The 16,953-nt window shown below is 64.5% G+C and carries 11 protein-coding genes; 2 read left to right on the top strand and 9 right to left on the bottom strand.

The genetic code is table 11. The features are described from left to right. The first annotated feature begins 257 nt into the window (after positions 1 to 257). Positions 258 to 1,013: a GntR family transcriptional regulator gene (locus B597_RS27860; RefSeq protein ID WP_024161708.1), complete on the top strand. Its 756-nt coding sequence runs from the start codon at positions 258 to 260 to the stop codon at positions 1,011 to 1,013. 135 nt (positions 1,014 to 1,148) lie between these two features. Here the strand turns inward: B597_RS27860 and guaD are convergent, their stop codons facing one another. From guaD to B597_RS27820, 8 genes are all read right to left on the bottom strand, one after another. Beyond that, a complete protein-coding gene (gene guaD / locus B597_RS27855; protein WP_003296064.1) occupies positions 1,149 to 2,453 on the bottom strand; it encodes a guanine deaminase in 1,305 nt (434 codons plus the stop codon). Positions 2,454 to 2,623: 170 nt separating this feature from the next. Then, positions 2,624 to 3,466 carry a xanthine dehydrogenase accessory protein XdhC gene (xdhC, locus tag B597_RS27850; protein ID WP_003296063.1) on the bottom strand — a complete coding sequence of 281 codons (843 nt, stop codon included), beginning with the start codon at positions 3,464 to 3,466 and terminating at the stop codon, positions 2,624 to 2,626. Positions 3,467 to 3,731: 265 nt separating this feature from the next. Then, a complete protein-coding gene (gene xdhB, locus B597_RS27845) occupies positions 3,732 to 6,128 on the bottom strand; it encodes a xanthine dehydrogenase molybdopterin binding subunit (RefSeq protein WP_003296061.1) in 2,397 nt (798 codons plus the stop codon). Then, positions 6,121 to 7,569 (bottom strand): xanthine dehydrogenase small subunit, encoded by a 1,449-nt coding sequence (gene xdhA / locus B597_RS27840; RefSeq protein WP_003296060.1) that lies wholly within the window; start codon positions 7,567 to 7,569, stop codon positions 6,121 to 6,123. The genes xdhB and xdhA overlap by 8 nt, the downstream gene beginning before the upstream one ends. Positions 7,570 to 7,729: 160 nt before the next feature. Further along, positions 7,730 to 8,704, bottom strand: coding sequence for a 2-oxoglutarate and iron-dependent oxygenase domain-containing protein (locus B597_RS27835; protein WP_003296058.1), 975 nt, complete (start codon positions 8,702 to 8,704; stop codon positions 7,730 to 7,732). A gap of 139 nt (positions 8,705 to 8,843) precedes the next feature. After that, positions 8,844 to 9,935, bottom strand: coding sequence for a BMP family ABC transporter substrate-binding protein (locus B597_RS27830; RefSeq protein WP_003296057.1), 1,092 nt, complete (start codon positions 9,933 to 9,935; stop codon positions 8,844 to 8,846). Between the two features lie 200 nt (positions 9,936 to 10,135). Further along, positions 10,136 to 11,491, bottom strand: coding sequence for an 8-oxoguanine deaminase (locus B597_RS27825; RefSeq protein WP_003296055.1), 1,356 nt, complete (start codon positions 11,489 to 11,491; stop codon positions 10,136 to 10,138). A 239-nt stretch (positions 11,492 to 11,730) separates the two neighbouring features. Next, complete coding sequence (locus B597_RS27820; RefSeq protein ID WP_003296053.1) at positions 11,731 to 12,411, bottom strand: SDR family oxidoreductase; 681 nt, start codon at positions 12,409 to 12,411, stop codon at positions 11,731 to 11,733. A 210-nt stretch (positions 12,412 to 12,621) separates the two neighbouring features. On the opposite strand from B597_RS27820, the gene B597_RS27815 reads away from it, so the two are divergent. Next, a complete protein-coding gene (locus tag B597_RS27815) occupies positions 12,622 to 15,339 on the top strand; it encodes an HAD-IC family P-type ATPase (protein ID WP_024161707.1) in 2,718 nt (905 codons plus the stop codon). Between the two features lie 18 nt (positions 15,340 to 15,357). Here the strand turns inward: B597_RS27815 and mltF are convergent, their stop codons facing one another. After that, positions 15,358 to 16,821: a membrane-bound lytic murein transglycosylase MltF gene (gene mltF / locus B597_RS27810; protein ID WP_024161706.1), complete on the bottom strand. Its 1,464-nt coding sequence runs from the start codon at positions 16,819 to 16,821 to the stop codon at positions 15,358 to 15,360. Positions 16,822 to 16,953 lie beyond the last annotated feature (132 nt).

The raw sequence follows: 16,953 nt of genomic DNA, 5'->3' as shown, positions 1-16,953 counted from the left end.
ACCGAAAGGTCAGAAAGACTTTTCGGATTATACTTTTGTATACAAAATTTGCAATCACTAATTGAACGATTACCTCAGGGGCGCGTGCCCTATGTGCAATGACTGCTGGCCTCACTTCCGAAGAGTCAGGCCTGTAGAATATTGATTGTGCACAAGGTAATCGGCTTTTTAGCCGCTTTTTTTGTCTAGCGAACTGCCAGGAATGCCATGAACGCAGTAAAGTTCGGCCTTGCCGACATCCCATTTGCGAGCCATCGATGAACGAACAGTTGCAGCCCCTGAAGAAGCCGACCAAGACCGGCAAGACTCGCACCGGGACGCAGGACGATATCGTTTATGCGCACATCTTCGATGCCATCCTCGAACAGCGTCTCGCGCCGGGCACCAAGCTCAGCGAAGAGGCGCTGGGCGAGATATTCGGCGTCAGCCGCACCATCATCCGCCGCGCGCTGTCACGCCTGGCGCATGAAGGCGTGGTGCTGCTGCGACCCAATCGTGGTGCCGTGGTGGCCAGCCCGAGCGCCGAGGAGGCGCGGCAGATATTTTTCGCCCGACGAATGGTGGAACGCGCGATCACCGAACTGGCTGTGCAGTGCGCTGGCGACGCGCAGCTCGCCGAACTGCGGCGGATGGTGATCGATGAGCGTGATTGCTTCGCCCGCGGCGACCGGGGGGCCGGCATCCGGCTTTCCGGAGAGTTTCACCTCAAGCTCGCGGAAGCGGCGAAGAACGCACCCTTGGTAAGCTTCCAGCGCAGCCTGGTATCGCAGACTTCGCTGATCATCGCCCAGTATGAAGGCGCCAGCCGCTCGCATTGCTCCTATGACGAGCACAACGAGCTGATCGACGCCATTGCCGCACGCGACAGCGAAACGGCCGTGCGGCTGATGATGCATCACATGGATCACATCGACAGCAAGCTCAACCTTGAGGAGGACAGTGCCTCGGGCGATCTGCATGCGGTGTTCTCGCACATCGTGGCAAAGGCTGGAAAAACCGCGAAAAAGCGCTGAAGGCTGACGGAAATCCGTAGCGTGGATGGCCGAGGCCATCCACGCGATGCGTTGCCTGTTTTCCCGCACGAGCCGTATTCATGCACGTCCCTGGGTGGAAAACCACTTCGCACGTTTCCATCCTAGGGGTTGGCCTTAGGCCTTCCTGTGCACCGAGACGCCGGCGGCATAGGTTTCCTTCACGGCGCGGTCGTCGCCGAGAATCATCAGGGCGAAGAGCTTTTCCTCCAGCGTTGGGGCCTGGCTCAGGCGGTAGTCGATCAGCGGCGTGGCCTTGTAGTCGAGCACCACGAAGTCGGCATCCTTACCCGGCTGCAGGTTGCCGATCCGATCGTCCAGGTAGAGCGCGCGGGCGCCGCCGAGAGTGGCCAGGTACAGCGACTTGAACGGGTCGAGCTTCTTGCCCTGCAGCTGCATCACCTTGTACGCCTCGTTTAGCGATTGCAGCTGCGAGAAGCTCGTGCCGGCACCGACATCCGTGCCCAAACCGACGCGCACGCCGAAACCTTCGACCTTCTCCAGATCGAACAGGCCGCTGCCAAGGAACAGGTTGGAGGTCGGGCAGAAGGCCACGGCCGAACCGGTTTCGCCGAGCCGCTGGCATTCCTCGTCGCACAGGTGAACGCCATGGGCGAACACCGAGCGTGCGCCGATCAGGCCGTGGTGGTCGTAGACGTCCAGGTAACCCTTGCGATCGGGGAACAGCTCGCGCACCCACTCGATCTCCTTGCGGTTCTCGGACAGGTGGGTATGCATGTAGAGGTCCGGGTACTCCTTGAACAGCCGGCCGGCCAGGGCAAGCTGCTCCGACGTGCTGGTCGGCGCGAAGCGCGGGGTGACGGCGTAATGCAGGCGGCCCTTGCCGTGCCAGCGCTCGATCAGCTCGCGGCTGTCCGCATAGCCCGACTCGGCGGTGTCGGTGAGGTAGTCCGGGGCGTTGCGGTCCATCAGCACCTTGCCGGCGATCATCCGCAGGTCGCGCTTTTCGCAGGCCTCGAAGAAGGCGTCCACCGACTCCTTGTGCACGCTGCCGAATACCAGGGCAGTGGTGGTGCCGTTACGCAGCAGCTCGTCTAGAAAGACCTCGGCGACCTCGCCGGCATGGGCCTTGTCGGCGAACGCGCGCTCGGTGGGAAAGGTATAGGTCTCGAGCCAGTCGAGCAATTGCTCGCCATAGGAGGCGATCATGCCGGTCTGCGGGTAGTGGATGTGGGTGTCGATGAAGCCAGGGGTGATGAGCGCGTTCGGGTACTCGACGACCTCGGTGCCGGCCGCCAGCGTCGGCAGCAGCTCGGCGGCATGGCCGATCTGCGCGACCTTGCCATCGGCGATGACCAGAAGGCCGTCCTCGAAGTATTCATGGGATTGCTCGCTGCCCACCTCGCGCGGGTCGGCGAGGCAGTGGAGCAGGGCGGCACGGTAGGCTTTGGTGCTGGGCATGGTGAGTCTCGAAAAATCGGTGTGTGTTGGTTGCTTAAGAAAGTCGAGATGCGCGCAAGCGCTTGACCTGTAGGAGCCAGCTTGCTGGCGAAGATTTAGCTTGAGCCCATTCGCGAGCAAGCTCGCTCCTACAGACCGTCGTACGCCTCAAGCTGATGTATTGGTGCAGTTCAACCTGCCTGCGACCGCCGTGACGCCGGAACCAGCATCGGCACCGGCTTTTCACCGTCCTCGGCTTTCTCACCAAAGTTGGCGTTGTAGATGGCGATCACTTCGCCGGCAATGGAGACCGCGATCTCGACCGGCAGCTTGCCCTTGACCTCGGCAATGCCCATCGGGCAGCGCATGCGTTGCACCGTCTCGGGCTGGAAACCGCGGTCGCGCAGGCGGTGTTCGAACTTGGCGCGCTTGCTCTTCGAGCCGATCAGGCCGTAGTAGGTGAAGTCGTTGCGCGCGAGGATCGCCGCGGTCAGCTCAAGGTCCAGTTGGTGGTTGTGGGTCATGACGATGAAGTAGCTGCCGGCGGGCATGTTCTCCACTTCCTCGACCACCTCGTCGTTCACCACCTTTTCCACCCCGCGCGGAATTTCCGTCGGGAATTCGCTCTCACGCGAGTCGATCCAGCGCACCTTGCACGGCAGGCTGGCCAGCAGCGGTACCAGCGCGCGGCCCACGTGTCCGGCACCGAACACGGCGATATGTGCCTGCGGCTGGCCCATGGGCTCGAACAGCAGCACCGTGGCGCCGCCGCAGCACTGGCCAAGGCTGGCACCGAGGGAGAAACGCTCCAGGCGGGTCTCGCGGCTGCGATTTTCCAGCATGTCGCGGGCGATCTGCTGCGCCTTGTATTCCAGGTGGCCGCCGCCAATGGTGTCGTACAGGCGCTCGCGGCTGACGACCATCTTCGAGCCGGCATTGCGCGGTGTCGATCCGCGCTCTTCGATAATGGTCACCAGCACGCAGGGTTCGCCTTGGTGTTGCAGATCCGCGAGCGCGTCGATCCAGCTGTTCATATCTGTTCTCCAATGCCCGAAGGCATGAGATTTTCTCTGTTGGGTAGAAGCCTGGGGCGCGCTGTGCATGATCGCGGTGGCGGCTCGTTAGCTGCCTCGGCGCGGTGTCCAAAAGCTTCGCGAGCAAGCTCGCTCCTACGGTTTGACGCCGTGATAGCGGGTGGTCACTCACCTGGCCCTGAATGAACCAGTTCCGTAGGGTGGGCTTTAGCCCACCCTACGGCCACCCTGCGCTCATGCAGAGCGCGTCCGGACTACCCCTGCGTCAGGCTGGCGCAGTTTCCGTGGTGCCTGCGACCGCAGCTTGCCGCTTCAATTGACGCATCTGCTCCACGCCCCACAGCACCCGCTCCGGTGTGGCTGGGGCGTCGATCTTCGGCTGCACCTTGTAATCGGCCAGGCTGGCAACCGCATCCTTGATTGCGCACCAGGTCGAGATGCCGAGCATGAACGGCGGCTCGCCGACAGCCTTGGAGTGGAACACCGTGTCCTCGGGGTTCTTGCGGTTCTCCACCAGCTTGACCCGCAGATCCAGCGGCATGTCCGCCACGGCCGGAATCTTGTAGCTGGCCGGACCGTTGGTCATCAGCTTGCCCTTGTCGTTCCAGACCAGTTCTTCCATGGTCAGCCAGCCCATGCCCTGGACGAAGCCGCCTTCCACCTGGCCGATGTCGATGGCCGGGTTCAACGAGGCGCCGACGTCATGCAGGATGTCGCTGCGCAGCATCTTGTATTCGCCGGTCAGGGTGTCGACGATCACTTCCGAGCAGGCCGCGCCATAGGCGAAGTAGTAGAACGGCCGGCCGCGCGCCTGGCTGCGATCATAGAAAATCTTCGGCGTACGGTAGAAACCGGTGGACGACAGCGAGACCTGGCCGAAATAGGCCTGCTGGATCAGCTCCTCGAAGCTGATGTACTGGTCGCGCAGGCGCACCTGGCCGTTCTTGAACTCGACGTCTTCCTCGAAGACCTGCCACTTGCGCGCGGCGAACTCCACCAGACGTTGCTTGATGGTCTGCGCCGCATTCTGCGCCGCCTTGCCGTTGAGGTCGGTGCCGCTGCTCGCTGCGGTCGGCGAGGTGTTCGGCACCTTGTCGGTGTTGGTGGCAGTGACCTGGATGCGCTCGATATCGACCTGGAACACTTCGGCGACGACCTGGGCGACCTTGGTGTTGAGGCCCTGGCCCATCTCGGTGCCGCCGTGGTTCAGGTGGATGCTGCCGTCGGTGTAGACGTGCACCAGCGCTCCGCCCTGATTGAGGAAGCTGGCGGTGAAGCTGATACCGAACTTCACCGGCGTCAATGCCAGGCCTTTCTTCAGGATCGGGCTGCTGGCGTTGAAGGCACGGATTTCCTCGCGGCGGCGGGCATACTCGCTGCTCTGCTCCAGCTCGGCGGTCATTTCCTCGAGCATGTTGTGCTCGACGGTCTGGTAGTAATGGGTGACGTTGCGCTCGGTCTTGCCGTAGTAGTTGCGCTTGCGAACTTCCAGCGGATCTTTGCCGAGCTGGCGTGCCACGGCATCCATGATCTCCTCGATGGCGACCATGCCCTGCGGGCCACCGAAGCCACGGTAGGCAGTGTTCGACGCCTGGTTGGTCTTGCAGCGGTGACCATGGATGGTGGCATCGCCCAGGTAATAGGCGTTGTCGGAGTGGAACATGGCGCGGTCGACGATGGAGCCGGAGAGGTCCGGTGAATAACCACAGTTGCCGGCCAGATCCATCTCGATGCCGTGCAGCAGGCCATCGTCGTCGAAGCCGACATCGTATTCGACGTAGAACGGGTGGCGCTTGCCGGTCATGGTCATGTCTTCCATGCGTGGCAGGCGCATCTTGGTCGGGCGTCCGGTCAGGTGTGCGATCACCGCGCACAGGCACGCAGGCCCGGCGGCCTGGGTTTCCTTACCGCCGAAGCCGCCGCCCATGCGGCGCATGTCGATGACGATCTTGTGCATCGCCACGCCGAGCACTTCGGCCACCAGCTTCTGCACCTCGGTGGGGTTCTGCGTCGAGGTGTAGACGATCATGCCGCCGTCTTCGGTGGGCATCACCGAGGACACCTGGGTTTCCAGGTAAAAGTGTTCCTGGCCGCCGATATGCAGCGAGCCCTGCAGCCGGCGCGGTGCGGCGGCGAGCGCAGAGGCCGAGTCGCCGCGCTGGTGCGTATGGCTGTCGAGCACGAAGTGCTTCTTGTGCAGTGCCTCGACGACGTCGAGCACCGGCTCCAGATCCTCGTATTCGATCACTGCAGCCATCGCCGCCTTGCGGGCGGTCTCCAGGCTGTCGGCGGCCACGGCGATTACCGGCTGGCCAACGAATTCGACCTTGCCGTCGGCCAGCAGCGGATCACCGGGCATCACCGCGCCGATGTCCAGCTGACCCGGCACATCCTTGGCTGTGATGGCGATGGTGACGCCTGGCACCTCGTAGCAGGGCGTCGTGTCGATGCTGATGATACGGGCATGGGCGCGGTCGCTCATGCGCGCATAGACGTGCAGCTGGTTGGGAAACTCCAGGCGGTCGTCGACATACACCGCTTCGCCGGACACATGCTTGGGCGCGCTGTCGTGCTTGACGCTCTTGCCGACGCCTGTGACCAGGTCCTGGGTAAAGAGGGCGGCGATTTCGTCCTGGGTGCGTGCAGGGCTGTGGTTAGACATAAGCGGTCACCCTCGTCTCGGTCTTCGGCGAATGTTGTTCGAGCAAGCATTTGCGCAGCAGGTTCTGCGCTACCAGCAGCCGGTACTCGCGGCTGGCACGGAAATCGGTCAGCGGGGTGAAATCGTTGGCCAGCGCCTCGCAGGCCTGCTCCACCGTCGCCAGATCCCAGGTCGCACCCTTGAGCACTGCCTCACAGGCAGCGGCGCGCTTGGGGATCGCGGCCATTCCGCCGAAGGCGACGCGGGCCTCGGCGATCACACCGTCGCTCATCTTCAGGTCGAAGGCCCCGCAGACCGCGGAGATGTCATCGTCCAGGCGCTTGGAGACCTTGTAGGCGCGGAACAGACGATCCGACTCGGCGCGCGGCACCAGGACCTTCTCGATGAACTCGCCGGGCTGACGCGCGGTGACCTTGTAGTCGATGAAGTAATCCTCGAGCGGCAGGGTGCGGCTGCTGGCGCCCTTGCGCAGGACGACTTCGGCGCCCAGGGCGATCAGCAGCGGCGGCGAGTCGCCGATGGGCGAGGCGTTGCCGATGTTGCCGCCAAGCGTGCCCTGGTTGCGGATCTGCAGCGAGGCGAAGCGCTGCAGCAGCTCGCCGAAGTCCGGGTACTCGGCGGCCAACGCGGCGTAGCAGTCGGTCAGCGGCGCGGCTGCACCGATCTCGATATGGCGCTCGCTGACCTGAACCTGCTTCATCTCGGCGATCTGTCCGACATGGATCATCAGCGGCAGCTCGCGATGGAACTGAGTCACCTCCAGCGCCAGGTCGGTACCGCCAGCGACCAGGCGGGCATCGGGGTTGGCAGTGTAGACCTCGGCCAGTTCGGCAACGGTCAGCGGCGACAGGCAGCGCTTCTGGCCGTCGCTGAGCTCGGCCATTTCACGCGGAGCGATGGCCTTTAGCTGGGCAATGGTTTCGGCCTCGCGGGCGTCGAACTGGTCCGGCTGCTTGCCGCAACAGGCCTGTTCGGCTGCTTCGAGGATCGGACGATAGCCGGTGCAGCGGCAAAGATTGCCGGCCAGGGCCTCATGGGTCTGGTGCGGATCGTATTCGTTCACCGCGCCTGCGTTTTTCTGCAGGGCGAACAGGCTCATGACGAAGCCAGGCGTGCAGAAGCCGCACTGCGAGCCGTGGCAGTCGACCATCGCCTGCTGGACGCTGTGCAGCCGGCCCTGCTCCTTGAGATCTTCCACGCTGATGAGCTGCTTGCCGTGCAGCGCGGAGACGAAGGTCAGGCAGGAGTTCAGCGTGCGATAGCGCAGGCGCTCGCCCACCAGCTCGCCGACCACGACAGTGCAGGCGCCACAGTCGCCGGAGGCACAGCCTTCCTTGGTGCCCGTTTTGCCGCGATGCTCGCGCAGGTACTGCAGCACCGTGGTGTTGGGGTCGAGAGCCTGCTCGCTGCGCAGCTCACGATTGAGAAGAAACTGGATCAAGGCGATGCCTCCGACTGTTGTTGTTCTGATGCTCAAACTATCGCTATCTGACTTTTCGGTCAACTATTTCCTGACTCAAAAGTCAATGTGGCGAGCGCGCGCAGTCTGGGCGAGGTTTTCATTGCCATCGCCCACGTTGTCTCCTTCAATTAAAGCGTGCTCAAGCCGGCTCGGCCTCGTCCTGGCGTCGGTATGCGTAAGTCGCGGCGAAGCGCGAAAGCATGTACTGGCTGCAGGTGGTGCTCGGGTATTTCGGCGGATTGGCGTCGCTGTGGCAGCCCGGCAGGCAACTGATCTCCGTGTCCGGATGTGGCTCGGCGAAGAACGGCATGGAGTAGCGATCCACGCCCAGCGGGCTGACCACGCGATGCGGCGTCGACTTGTACCGGTCATTGCTCCAGCGCGCCATCATGTCGCCGATGTTGACGACGTAGGTGCCTTCGATGGGGGGCGCGTCGATCCATTCGCCCTTGACGTTCTGCACCTGCAGGCCGCCGGCCTGATCCTGATAGAGCAGGGTGATGCAGCCGTAATCGGTGTGCGCGCCTGCACCCTGCTGTTCTGCACTGGAAGCCGTGCTGCGCGGCGGATAGTGGATCATGCGGAAGACGCTGATGGGCTCGAAAAAGCGCTGGTCGAAGAAGTCCCGCTCGATGCCCAGTGCCAGGGCGATGGCGCGCAGCAGCGTGCCGGCCAGCTCCTGCATGTCGCGGTAGTGGCCTTCCATGAGCTCGCTCCAGCCTTGCAGCTGGGGCGGGTGGCGATTGGGGCCGCGCAGCGGCTTGCCGGCCAGCACGTCGGGATGGTCGGCGCTCATGTGGAAACCCATGTCGAAGGTTTCCTTGAGATCGCACGGCTGGCTGGGGTCCAGTTGTTCGGTGGCGACTGCACCGTAGCCCCGGTGATGCTGGCTCCTGGTGATGTCGATCTCGAGCTTCTGCTCGGTCGGCAGGGCGAAGAAGCGCCTTGCATGTTCGGCGAGCGTCGCGATGCGCTCGGCGCTGATCGGATGCCCCTTGATATAGAAGAAGCCCCACTCGCGGCAGGCGCGATCGATTGCCTCGGCGACGGCCAGGTGGCCGGCCTCGTCGGCTTCGTAGAGCGGGGAAATGTTGATGATGGGCAGTGAATTCATGGCTGACTCCGGTACGGCGCCGCCGGTCTTCTCGTACCGGCGGCTTTCGAGGGCAATGCCCCCTGCGTGCGGTTCGCCTTGTGGCGGGACGGCACGCAGATTCCGCAGTGTGCCGGCAGCAGGCCGGCGCGGGTAACGCTTACTTCGGCATCTCGGCCTTGACGCCTTCGACGTAGTAGTTCATCGAGGCGAGATCCTTGATGCTGGCAGTCGCGCCCTCGGCGATGCGCACTTCACCAGCCTGGTCCTTGATCGGGCCGGTGAACGGGTGGAAGTCACCGCTCTTGATGCTGGCGATGATCGCCTCGGCTTCGGCCTTCACATCGGCCGGCACCAGATCGCTGATCGGCAGGCTGATGCTGTCCTGGGCCAGACCGCCCCAGAAGTCCTCGGACTTCCAGTTGCCGGCGATCACCGCTTCGGCGGACTTGGTGTAGTGCGGGCCCCAGTCGTTGACGATGGAGGTCAGCACGGCCTTGGGCCCGAAGTGCTGCATGTCCGAGGCATAGCCGACGGAGTAGACGCCACGGCGCTCGGCGGCCTGGATGGGGGCCGGGCTGTCGGTGTGCTGGAAGATCACGTCGACGCCCTGGTCGATCAGTGCGTTGGCGGCATCGGCTTCCTTGCCCGGATCGAACCAGGTGTTGACCCACACCACCTTGATCTCGGTGCCGGGGTTGTACTTGTCCAGGGCCAGCTGGATGGAGTTGATGTCGCGGATCACTTCCGGAATCGGGAAGGAGGCGATGTAGCCGATCTTCTTGCTCTTGGTCATCTTCGCCGCGAGGAAGCCGCCGACATAGCGACCTTCATAGGAGCGGGTCAGGTAGGTGCCGACGTTCTTCGCCTGCTTGTAGCCGGTGGCGTGCTCGAAGGTGACGTTCGGGAATTGCTTGGCGACCTTCAGCGTCGGGTTCATGTAGCCGAAGGAGGTGGTGAAGATCAGGTCGTAGTCGCTCTTGGCCATGTTGCGGATGACCCGCTCGGCGTCGGCGCCTTCCGGCACGTTCTCGACGAAGCTGGTGGTGACCTTGTCGCCCAGCTTCTCTTCCATGTACTTGCGACCCTGCTCGTGCTGGTAGGTCCAGCCGTGGTCGCCGATCGGGCCGATGTAGACGAAACCGACCTTCAGGGGGTCGGCCGCCGATGCGGCAGCGGTGGTCAGGGCGGCGCTGAAGCCGATCGCTGCGGCGAGGGTACGCAGCAGGGTTTTGCGTGGGTTGTTCTGCATGGCGGGTGACGCTCCTGTTGTCTGGCTTGAGCCTGTGTTGGCTGATAGTCGATTAGCAAAAAGCTGACCAACTGGACAGATACCTTCACTGCGCCGAAATACGGCGCCCCCGCCTCGGCGGTGAAGCCAGGGCGAGGCTTGCGCTGGTGCGCCAGTAATCCACGGCGCCCTGCATTGGTGCAAGCCTCGCGCGTCGTCGATCAGCCGTTTATCAGTCGCCGGGCCGCCTGCTGGTGATCGGCGATCAGCCCCTGCACGTCGAGTCCTTCGATCTGGCCGTCGACGACCCGCCAGCGACCGCCGCTCATGACCCGGTCGGCACGATCGGCGCCGCACAGCAGCAGTGCGGCGATCGGGTCGTGGCTGCCGGAAAAGCGCAGCTCGTCAAGCTTGAACAGCGCCAGGTCGGCCTGCTTGCCGACAGCCAGTTCGCCGATATCGCTGCGCCCGAGCAGGCCCGCCGAGCCGCGGGTTGCCCAGCCCAGCACCTTTTCCGGCGTGATTTTCTCGGCGCCGTAGCGCAGCCGCTGGATGAACAGCGCCTGACGCGCTTCGAGCATCATGTTCGAGGCGTCGTTGGACGCCGAGCCGTCGACGCCCAGGCCGATGATGGCGCCCTTTTCCTCGAGCTCCAGCGTGTGGCAGATGCCGGAGGCCAGGCGCATGTTCGAGCTCGGACAATGGCAGATGCCGACGCCGGCAGCGCCCAGGCGATGGATCTCCACCTGGTTGAAATGGATGCCATGTGCCAGCCAGGTCCGCGGTCCCAGCCAGCCGACGCTTTGCAGGTAGTCCACGGTGCGCATGCCGAAGCGCTGCGCACAGAACTCCTGCTCGTCCAGCGTCTCGGCCAGGTGGGTGTGCAGGCGCACATCGTGCTGTTCGGCGAGATCGGCGCAGGCGCGCATGATGTCGGTAGTGACCGAGAAGGGCGAGCAGGGCGCCAGGGCGATCTGGATCTGCGCGCCGTCGCCGCGTTCGTGGTAGCGATCGATCAATCGTTCGCTGTCGGCGAGGATGGTCTCGGCGTCCTGCACCACGCTCTTGCATGGCAGGCCGCCGTCTTCCTTGGACAGGTTCATCGAGCCGCGCGTCAGCGTCGCGCGCATGCCCATCCCGCGTACGGCCTCGACCTGGATGTCGATGGCTTCCTCGAGCCCGGCAGGGAACAGGTAGTGGTGGTCGGCGGCAGTGGTGCAGCCAGACAGCAGCAGTTCGGCCAGAGCCACCTTGCTCGCCAGCTCCAGCGACTTCGGCGTAAGCCGGGCCCAGACCGGATAGAGGGTCAGCAGCCAGTTGAACAGCGGCTCGTTGACCACCGGCCCCCAGGCGCGCGTGAGCGTCTGGTAGAAGTGATGGTGGGTATTGACCAGGCCGGGCAGCACCACGTGTTCGCGGGCGTCGAAGGTTTCGTCCACAGGCAGCGCAGGCGAGGCGCCAGCGGCAAGCATTTCGCTGATGACGCCATTTTCGATCACCAGCCCACCCGGGGCGCGGAGGTCGTTGGCGGTGAACAGGGCGAGGGGGTTCTTGATCCAGATACGATGAGCAGCCATGGCCGGCTTTCTCCTGAATGGTTGGGTTCAGAGTAGCCAGCTCAGTTATGCCCTGTCTGCTGATCCAGGGGGGCGCAGGCATGGATGCCTTGCCGGGGGAGGAAGATAAAGGTTTGGAGTGGATTTGTCACAGGGGCTTGGCAGGGGGCTCATTGGTGGGAGCGGCTTGACCGCGAATGGAGCTCACCGGGATGAGTCCGTTCACGGTCGGTCTGATCCTCATGGCAACTCTTGCCTGCTCACCAGGGCAACGCCTGCCCCTGGTAATCGATATACCGATGCCCACCCTGGCCAATGGCGCGGGTGACCTGCTCGAGTATGCCGCGGGTACTGGTCTCGACATCCAGCGGGGCCTGGTCGCCGCCCATGTCGGTCTTCACCCAGCCCGGATGCATCGACAGTACGGTCAGCTTGGTCTCGCCGAGGCCGGCAACGAAGGTGCGCGTCAGGTGATTCAGCGCGGCCTTGCTCGCACCGTAGAGGTCCATGCCCATGCCGGGGCCGGTTTCGACGCTGCCGAGGATGGAGCTCATGAAGACGATCACGCCTTGCCCGGCATCCACCAGCGGCAGCAGGCGTTCGGCCAGGCGCACGGGGGCTACCGCGTTGGTGAAGAACAGCTGGCCTACTTCCGCCTCGCTCGCCTGGGTTGCCGGCTTGCCCTGCGGACCGGCGATCCCTGCGTTGACGAACAGCACATCCAGTCGGGTGCCGGCCAGGCGCGTGGCCAGTTCGTCTACGCTTCTTGCGTCGTCCATGTCCAGGGTTTCCACGCGCAGTTGCGCTATCTGGCCGAGCGCGTCGGCATGCTGCGGATTGCGCACTGTGGCAATCACCTGCCAGCCTTCGCCGGCAAACTGTTTTGCCAGGCCGAGGCCCAGGCCGCGGGAGGCGCCGATGATGAGTGCGGTCTTTTGCATGGAAGATCCTCTGTAGGTCATGACTGCGGACAAGGATAGCGCGGCGGCGACACGCATGGGCGCCGGTCTCGCATGCGACATTCGACCGCCAGCCGGGTATTGCAAGGCGTGTCACGGTGATGGCCATGCTGATGCGCTTCGGCTTTCATGGTCTGGCCTCCGCAAGGCCCTGGCCACGTCCGATCATTGACGCGAAGCTGGGGAGATCACATGTCCGCAGAGCCGTTACAAGCGAACCACTGGCACGCTCGCCAGCCCGACGAGGTGTTGCGCGCGCTGGAATCGTCGGGCGCTGGCCTGACGCACGAACAGGCTCGCGAGCGGCTGGCGAGGTTCGGCCCCAATCGTCTCGACGAGGCCAGGCCAGCAGGCATCGGACAGCGTCTGCTGCGCCATCTCGACAACCTTCTGCTCTATGTGCTGATGGCTGCGGCACTGGTCACCGGGCTGATGGGGCACTGGGTCGATACCGGCGTGATCATGGCGGTGGTGGTGGTCAACGTGGTGATCGGCTTCGTGCAGGAAGGCAAGGCGGAGAGGGCGCTGCAGGCGATTCGCCATTTGCTCGCGCCGCACGCCGTGGTGCTGCGCGACGGCCGCCAGCAGGACATCGATGCCGCCGAGCTGGTTCCGGGCGACGTGGTGCTGCTGGCCTCCGGCGACAGCCTGCCGGCCGATGTACGGCTGCTGCAGGCGCGCAACCTGCGTATCGACGAGGCGGCGCTGACCGGGGAGTCGGCGCCGGTGGACAAGCAGGTCGATGCGGTGGCCGACGATGCGGCCATCGGTGATCGCCTCGGCATGGGCTATGCCGGCACGCTGGTGACTCAGGGCCAGGCCCGCGCGGTGGTGGTCGCCACTGGTGCGACGACCGAGATCGGCCGCATCGGGCGGATGCTGGAGTCGGTGGAGCAGGGCACCACGCCCCTGCTGCGCAAGATGGCTGAGATCGGTCGAGCCCTGACCGTGGTCATTCTGGCTGCCGGCGTGCTGCTGTTCCTGTTCGGCACGCTGGTACGCGGAATGGGCGCCGGCGAGATGTTCATGGCTGCCGTAGGGCTTTCGGTGGCGGCGATTCCGGAGGGGTTGCCGGCAATCATGACCATCACCCTGGCCATCGGTGTGCAACGCATGGCGACCCGCAATGCGGTGATCCGGCGCCTGCCCGCGGTGGAGGCGCTGGGCTCGGTGACGGTGATCTGTTCGGACAAGACCGGCACGCTGACGCGCAACGAAATGACCGTGCAGCAAGTGATCTGCGCCGGCCAGGCCCTGCAAGTCGAAGGCGCTGGCTATGCACCGCAAGGGTCGCTGCTGCTGGAGGGTGCAGCGCTGGAGCCGTCGTCGCTGCAGACGCGCACGCCGGCAGTCCGCGCGCTGGTGGAAGCCGCCGCGCTGTGCAATGACGCCAGCCTGCACCAGAAGGAGCGGATCTGGACGCTCGCCGGTGACCCGACCGAGGGTGCGCTGCTGACCCTGGCGATGAAGGCCGGGCTCTCGCCCGCGCTGCTGCAGGTGGATCGCCCGAGGCTGGACGTGATTCCCTTCGAGTCCGAGCATCGCTTCATGGCGACCCTGCATGCCTGCGAGGGCGGCAGCGAGGTGTTGGTCAAGGGGGCGCCGGAGCGCATCCTGGCCATGTGCTCGGACCAGCTCGAGGCCGATGGCGTGGTGCGGTCGCTGGACGAGGCGTACTGGCATGCGCAGATCGAGGAGCAGGCGCGTGCCGGTCGCCGAGTGTTGGCGCTGGCCCGGCGCAGGCTGCCGGCCGGCAAGGATGTGATCGAACACGCCGATGTCGAGCGCGAGCTGACGCTGCTCGGGCTGGTGGGCATCATCGATCCGCCACGGGAGGAGGCGATCCGTGCCGTCGCGCAATGTCGTGTGGCCGGTATTCGGGTGGTGATGATCACGGGGGACCATGGTGTGACCGCCAGCGCCATCGCCAGGCAGCTCGGCATGGGCGATGACATCAGGGCGATCACCGGGCCGGAGCTGGAGCAGATGGACGAGGCGGCCATGCGCCTCGCCGTAGCCGAGGCGCGTGTCTTCGCCCGCGCCAGCCCGGAGCACAAGCTGCGTCTGGTGCGTGCCCTGCAGGCCAATGGCGAGGTGGTTGCGATGACTGGCGACGGGGTCAACGATGCGCCAGCGCTGAAACAGGCCGATGTGGGCGTTGCCATGGGCATGAAGGGCAGCGAGGCGGCCAAGCAGGCCGGTGCCATCGTGCTGGCCGACGACAATTTTGCTTCGATCGCCCACGCGGTGGAGGAAGGGCGCACCGTTTACGACAACCTGCGCAAGACGGTGACCTTCCTCCTGCCCATCAATGGCGGCGAATCGCTGTCGCTGCTGCTGGCCGTGCTGCTCGGCGTCGCACTGCCGATCACCCCGGCGCAGGTGCTGTGGGTCAATATGGTCAGCTCGGTGGCGCTGGCCCTGGTGCTGGCGTTCGAGCCGACCGAGGCGGACGTGATGCAGCGCCCGCCAAGGCGCCCGGACCAGCCGATGCTGTCGCGATTCGTCATCTGGCGGATCTTCTTCGTCTCCGCGCTTTTCCTGGTCGGCATCTTCGGCATGTACGAATGGATGCGTTCGCTCGGCGCAACGGTGGAGGCGGCGCGGACCGTGGCAGTCAATACGCTGGTTTGCATGGAGGTGTTCTACCTGTTCAGCGTGCGCTACCTGAAGGCGCCTTCATTCACCCTGCAGGGGGTCAGGGGCACGCCGCGGGTGCTGGTGGCGGTATTCGGGGTGTTCGCCCTGCAGCTGCTGTTCACCTACGCGCCGTTCATGCAGGCGCTGTTCGCCAGCGAAGCCCTGGCATTGGGCTCCGGCATGGCGGTATTGCTGGCGGGATGCGCGGTGCTGGTGATCCTGGAGATCGAGAAGGCGTTGTTGCGCCGCTTCGGCGCCGGCCCGTCCTGATGGCGGGCGCCGTCGGCATCAGAGCGGCGGTAGCTCTTCCATCAGGTCGGTCGCAGCATGCACGCCGGGTATGTGCAGCTCGCTCCTGGCCAGCTGCTGGCCTTCCATCTGCGGCTGGGTTACCCAGGTGAGGATGTCGTAGTAGCGGCGGATGTTGGCGACGAAGTGCACCGGCTCGCCGCCGCGGGCATAACCGTAGCGCGTCTTGCTGTACCACTGTTTCTGCGAGAGGCGTGGCAGCATCTGTTTCACGTCCAGCCACTTGTTGGGGTCCAGGCCCTCGGCTTCGGCCAGCTTGCGGGCATCTTCCAGGTGGCCGCCGCCGACGTTGTAGGCGGCCAGGGCGAACCAGGTTCGATCGGGCTCTTCGATGCTATCCGGCAGGCGCGCATGAACCTTGACCAGATACTTGCCGCCGCCCTGGATGCTCTGCACCGGGTCGAGGCGGTTGGTCACGCCCATGGCGTTGGCGGTACGCAGGGTCAGCATCATCAGGCCGCGCACGCCGGTCTTGGAGGTGGCCTCGGGCTGCCAGTGGGACTCCTGATAGCCGATGGCAGCCAGCAGGCGCCAGTCGATGCCATGCTTCCTGGCGGTCTCGCGGAAGGCTTTCTCGTAGCGCGGCAGGCGCTGCTGCAGGTGCTTGGCGAAGGCGTAGGCGCCGACGTAGCCGAGCACATCGACATGACCGTAGTAGCGCTCGCGCAGGCGTTGCAGCGTGCCGTTCTGCTGGGCCTGTTCGAGGAAGGCGTCGGCAGCCTTGAGCAGGCTGTCGTCCTCGCCCTTGGCCACGACCCAGGCCAGGCTGTTCTGCTCGCCGACATCGAAGCCGGCGCGGATGTTGGTGAAATACACCTGGTTCATGGACATCTCGTTGGATTCCACCAGAGTCAGGTCGATCTGTCCTTCATCGACCATGCGCAGCAGGTCGACCACTTCCACTGCATCGGATTCTTCGTAGCGCAGTTCCGGATATTGCGCCTGCAGCGCCGCCAGCTTCTCTGCCTGGCTGCTGCCCTTGAGCACGAGGATGCGCTTGCCGATCAGGTCCTGCGGGTTGGTCGGCCGCCGCTGGCCGTTGCGGTAGACGACCTGAGTGGTGACTTCCAGATAGGAGCGGGTGAAACGCGCCAGCTCCTGCCGACCATCGCTGGCGACCAGGCCAGCCGCGGCCAGCGCCGGGCCGCCGGGGCGATTCAGGCGGTTGAAGATGTCTTCGATGTTGTCGGCCGTTTCGATCTGAAGTTCGACGCCGAGCGTGTTGGCGAAACGCTTGGCCAGTTCGTATTCGAAGCCGGCTTCGCCGTTGCGGTCCTGGAAATAGGTGGAGGGGCTGTTGCGGGTGATCACGCGCAGTACGCCTTCCTCCTGTATGCGCTCGAGTTCGCTGGGCTTCTCGGCACAGCTGCTGAGCATCAGGAAGAGTCCGGTCGCCAACAGCCAGATGGCGCAGCGCTTGCGGAACACAGTATGGGCAAACATCGTCGCAGTATACGCAAAGGCGAACCGCCACCATATCTGGACAGTTGAGCTGCTCTCTGTTAAGTGAGCGCTGCAGCGGATGTCGGGCGACCGGGGGGACGGCTGGATGTGCCGCCCGAGTTCGGCATAATG

Source organism: Stutzerimonas stutzeri KOS6 (assembly GCF_000307775.2).
Taxonomy (GTDB): Bacteria; Pseudomonadota; Gammaproteobacteria; order Pseudomonadales; family Pseudomonadaceae; genus Stutzerimonas; species Stutzerimonas stutzeri_B.
This window is presented reverse-complemented; position numbering and strand designations above follow the sequence as displayed.

Excerpts from the sequence above, each read along its gene's own strand:
- B597_RS27860 (WP_024161708.1), top strand. The coding sequence starts at position 258 with ATGAACGAACAGTTGCAGCCCCTGAAGAAGCCGACCAAGACCGGCAAG.
- guaD (WP_003296064.1), bottom strand. The coding sequence starts at position 2,453 with ATGCCCAGCACCAAAGCCTACCGTGCCGCCCTGCTCCACTGCCTCGCC.
- xdhC (WP_003296063.1), bottom strand. The coding sequence starts at position 3,466 with ATGAACAGCTGGATCGACGCGCTCGCGGATCTGCAACACCAAGGCGAA.
- xdhB (WP_003296061.1), bottom strand. The coding sequence starts at position 6,128 with ATGTCTAACCACAGCCCTGCACGCACCCAGGACGAAATCGCCGCCCTC.
- B597_RS27835 (WP_003296058.1), bottom strand. The coding sequence starts at position 8,704 with ATGAATTCACTGCCCATCATCAACATTTCCCCGCTCTACGAAGCCGAC.
- B597_RS27830 (WP_003296057.1), bottom strand. The coding sequence starts at position 9,935 with ATGCAGAACAACCCACGCAAAACCCTGCTGCGTACCCTCGCCGCAGCG.
- B597_RS27825 (WP_003296055.1), bottom strand. The coding sequence starts at position 11,491 with ATGGCTGCTCATCGTATCTGGATCAAGAACCCCCTCGCCCTGTTCACC.
- B597_RS27820 (WP_003296053.1), bottom strand. The coding sequence starts at position 12,411 with ATGCAAAAGACCGCACTCATCATCGGCGCCTCCCGCGGCCTGGGCCTC.
- B597_RS27815 (WP_024161707.1), top strand. The coding sequence starts at position 12,622 with ATGTCCGCAGAGCCGTTACAAGCGAACCACTGGCACGCTCGCCAGCCC.
- mltF (WP_024161706.1), bottom strand. The coding sequence starts at position 16,821 with ATGTTTGCCCATACTGTGTTCCGCAAGCGCTGCGCCATCTGGCTGTTG.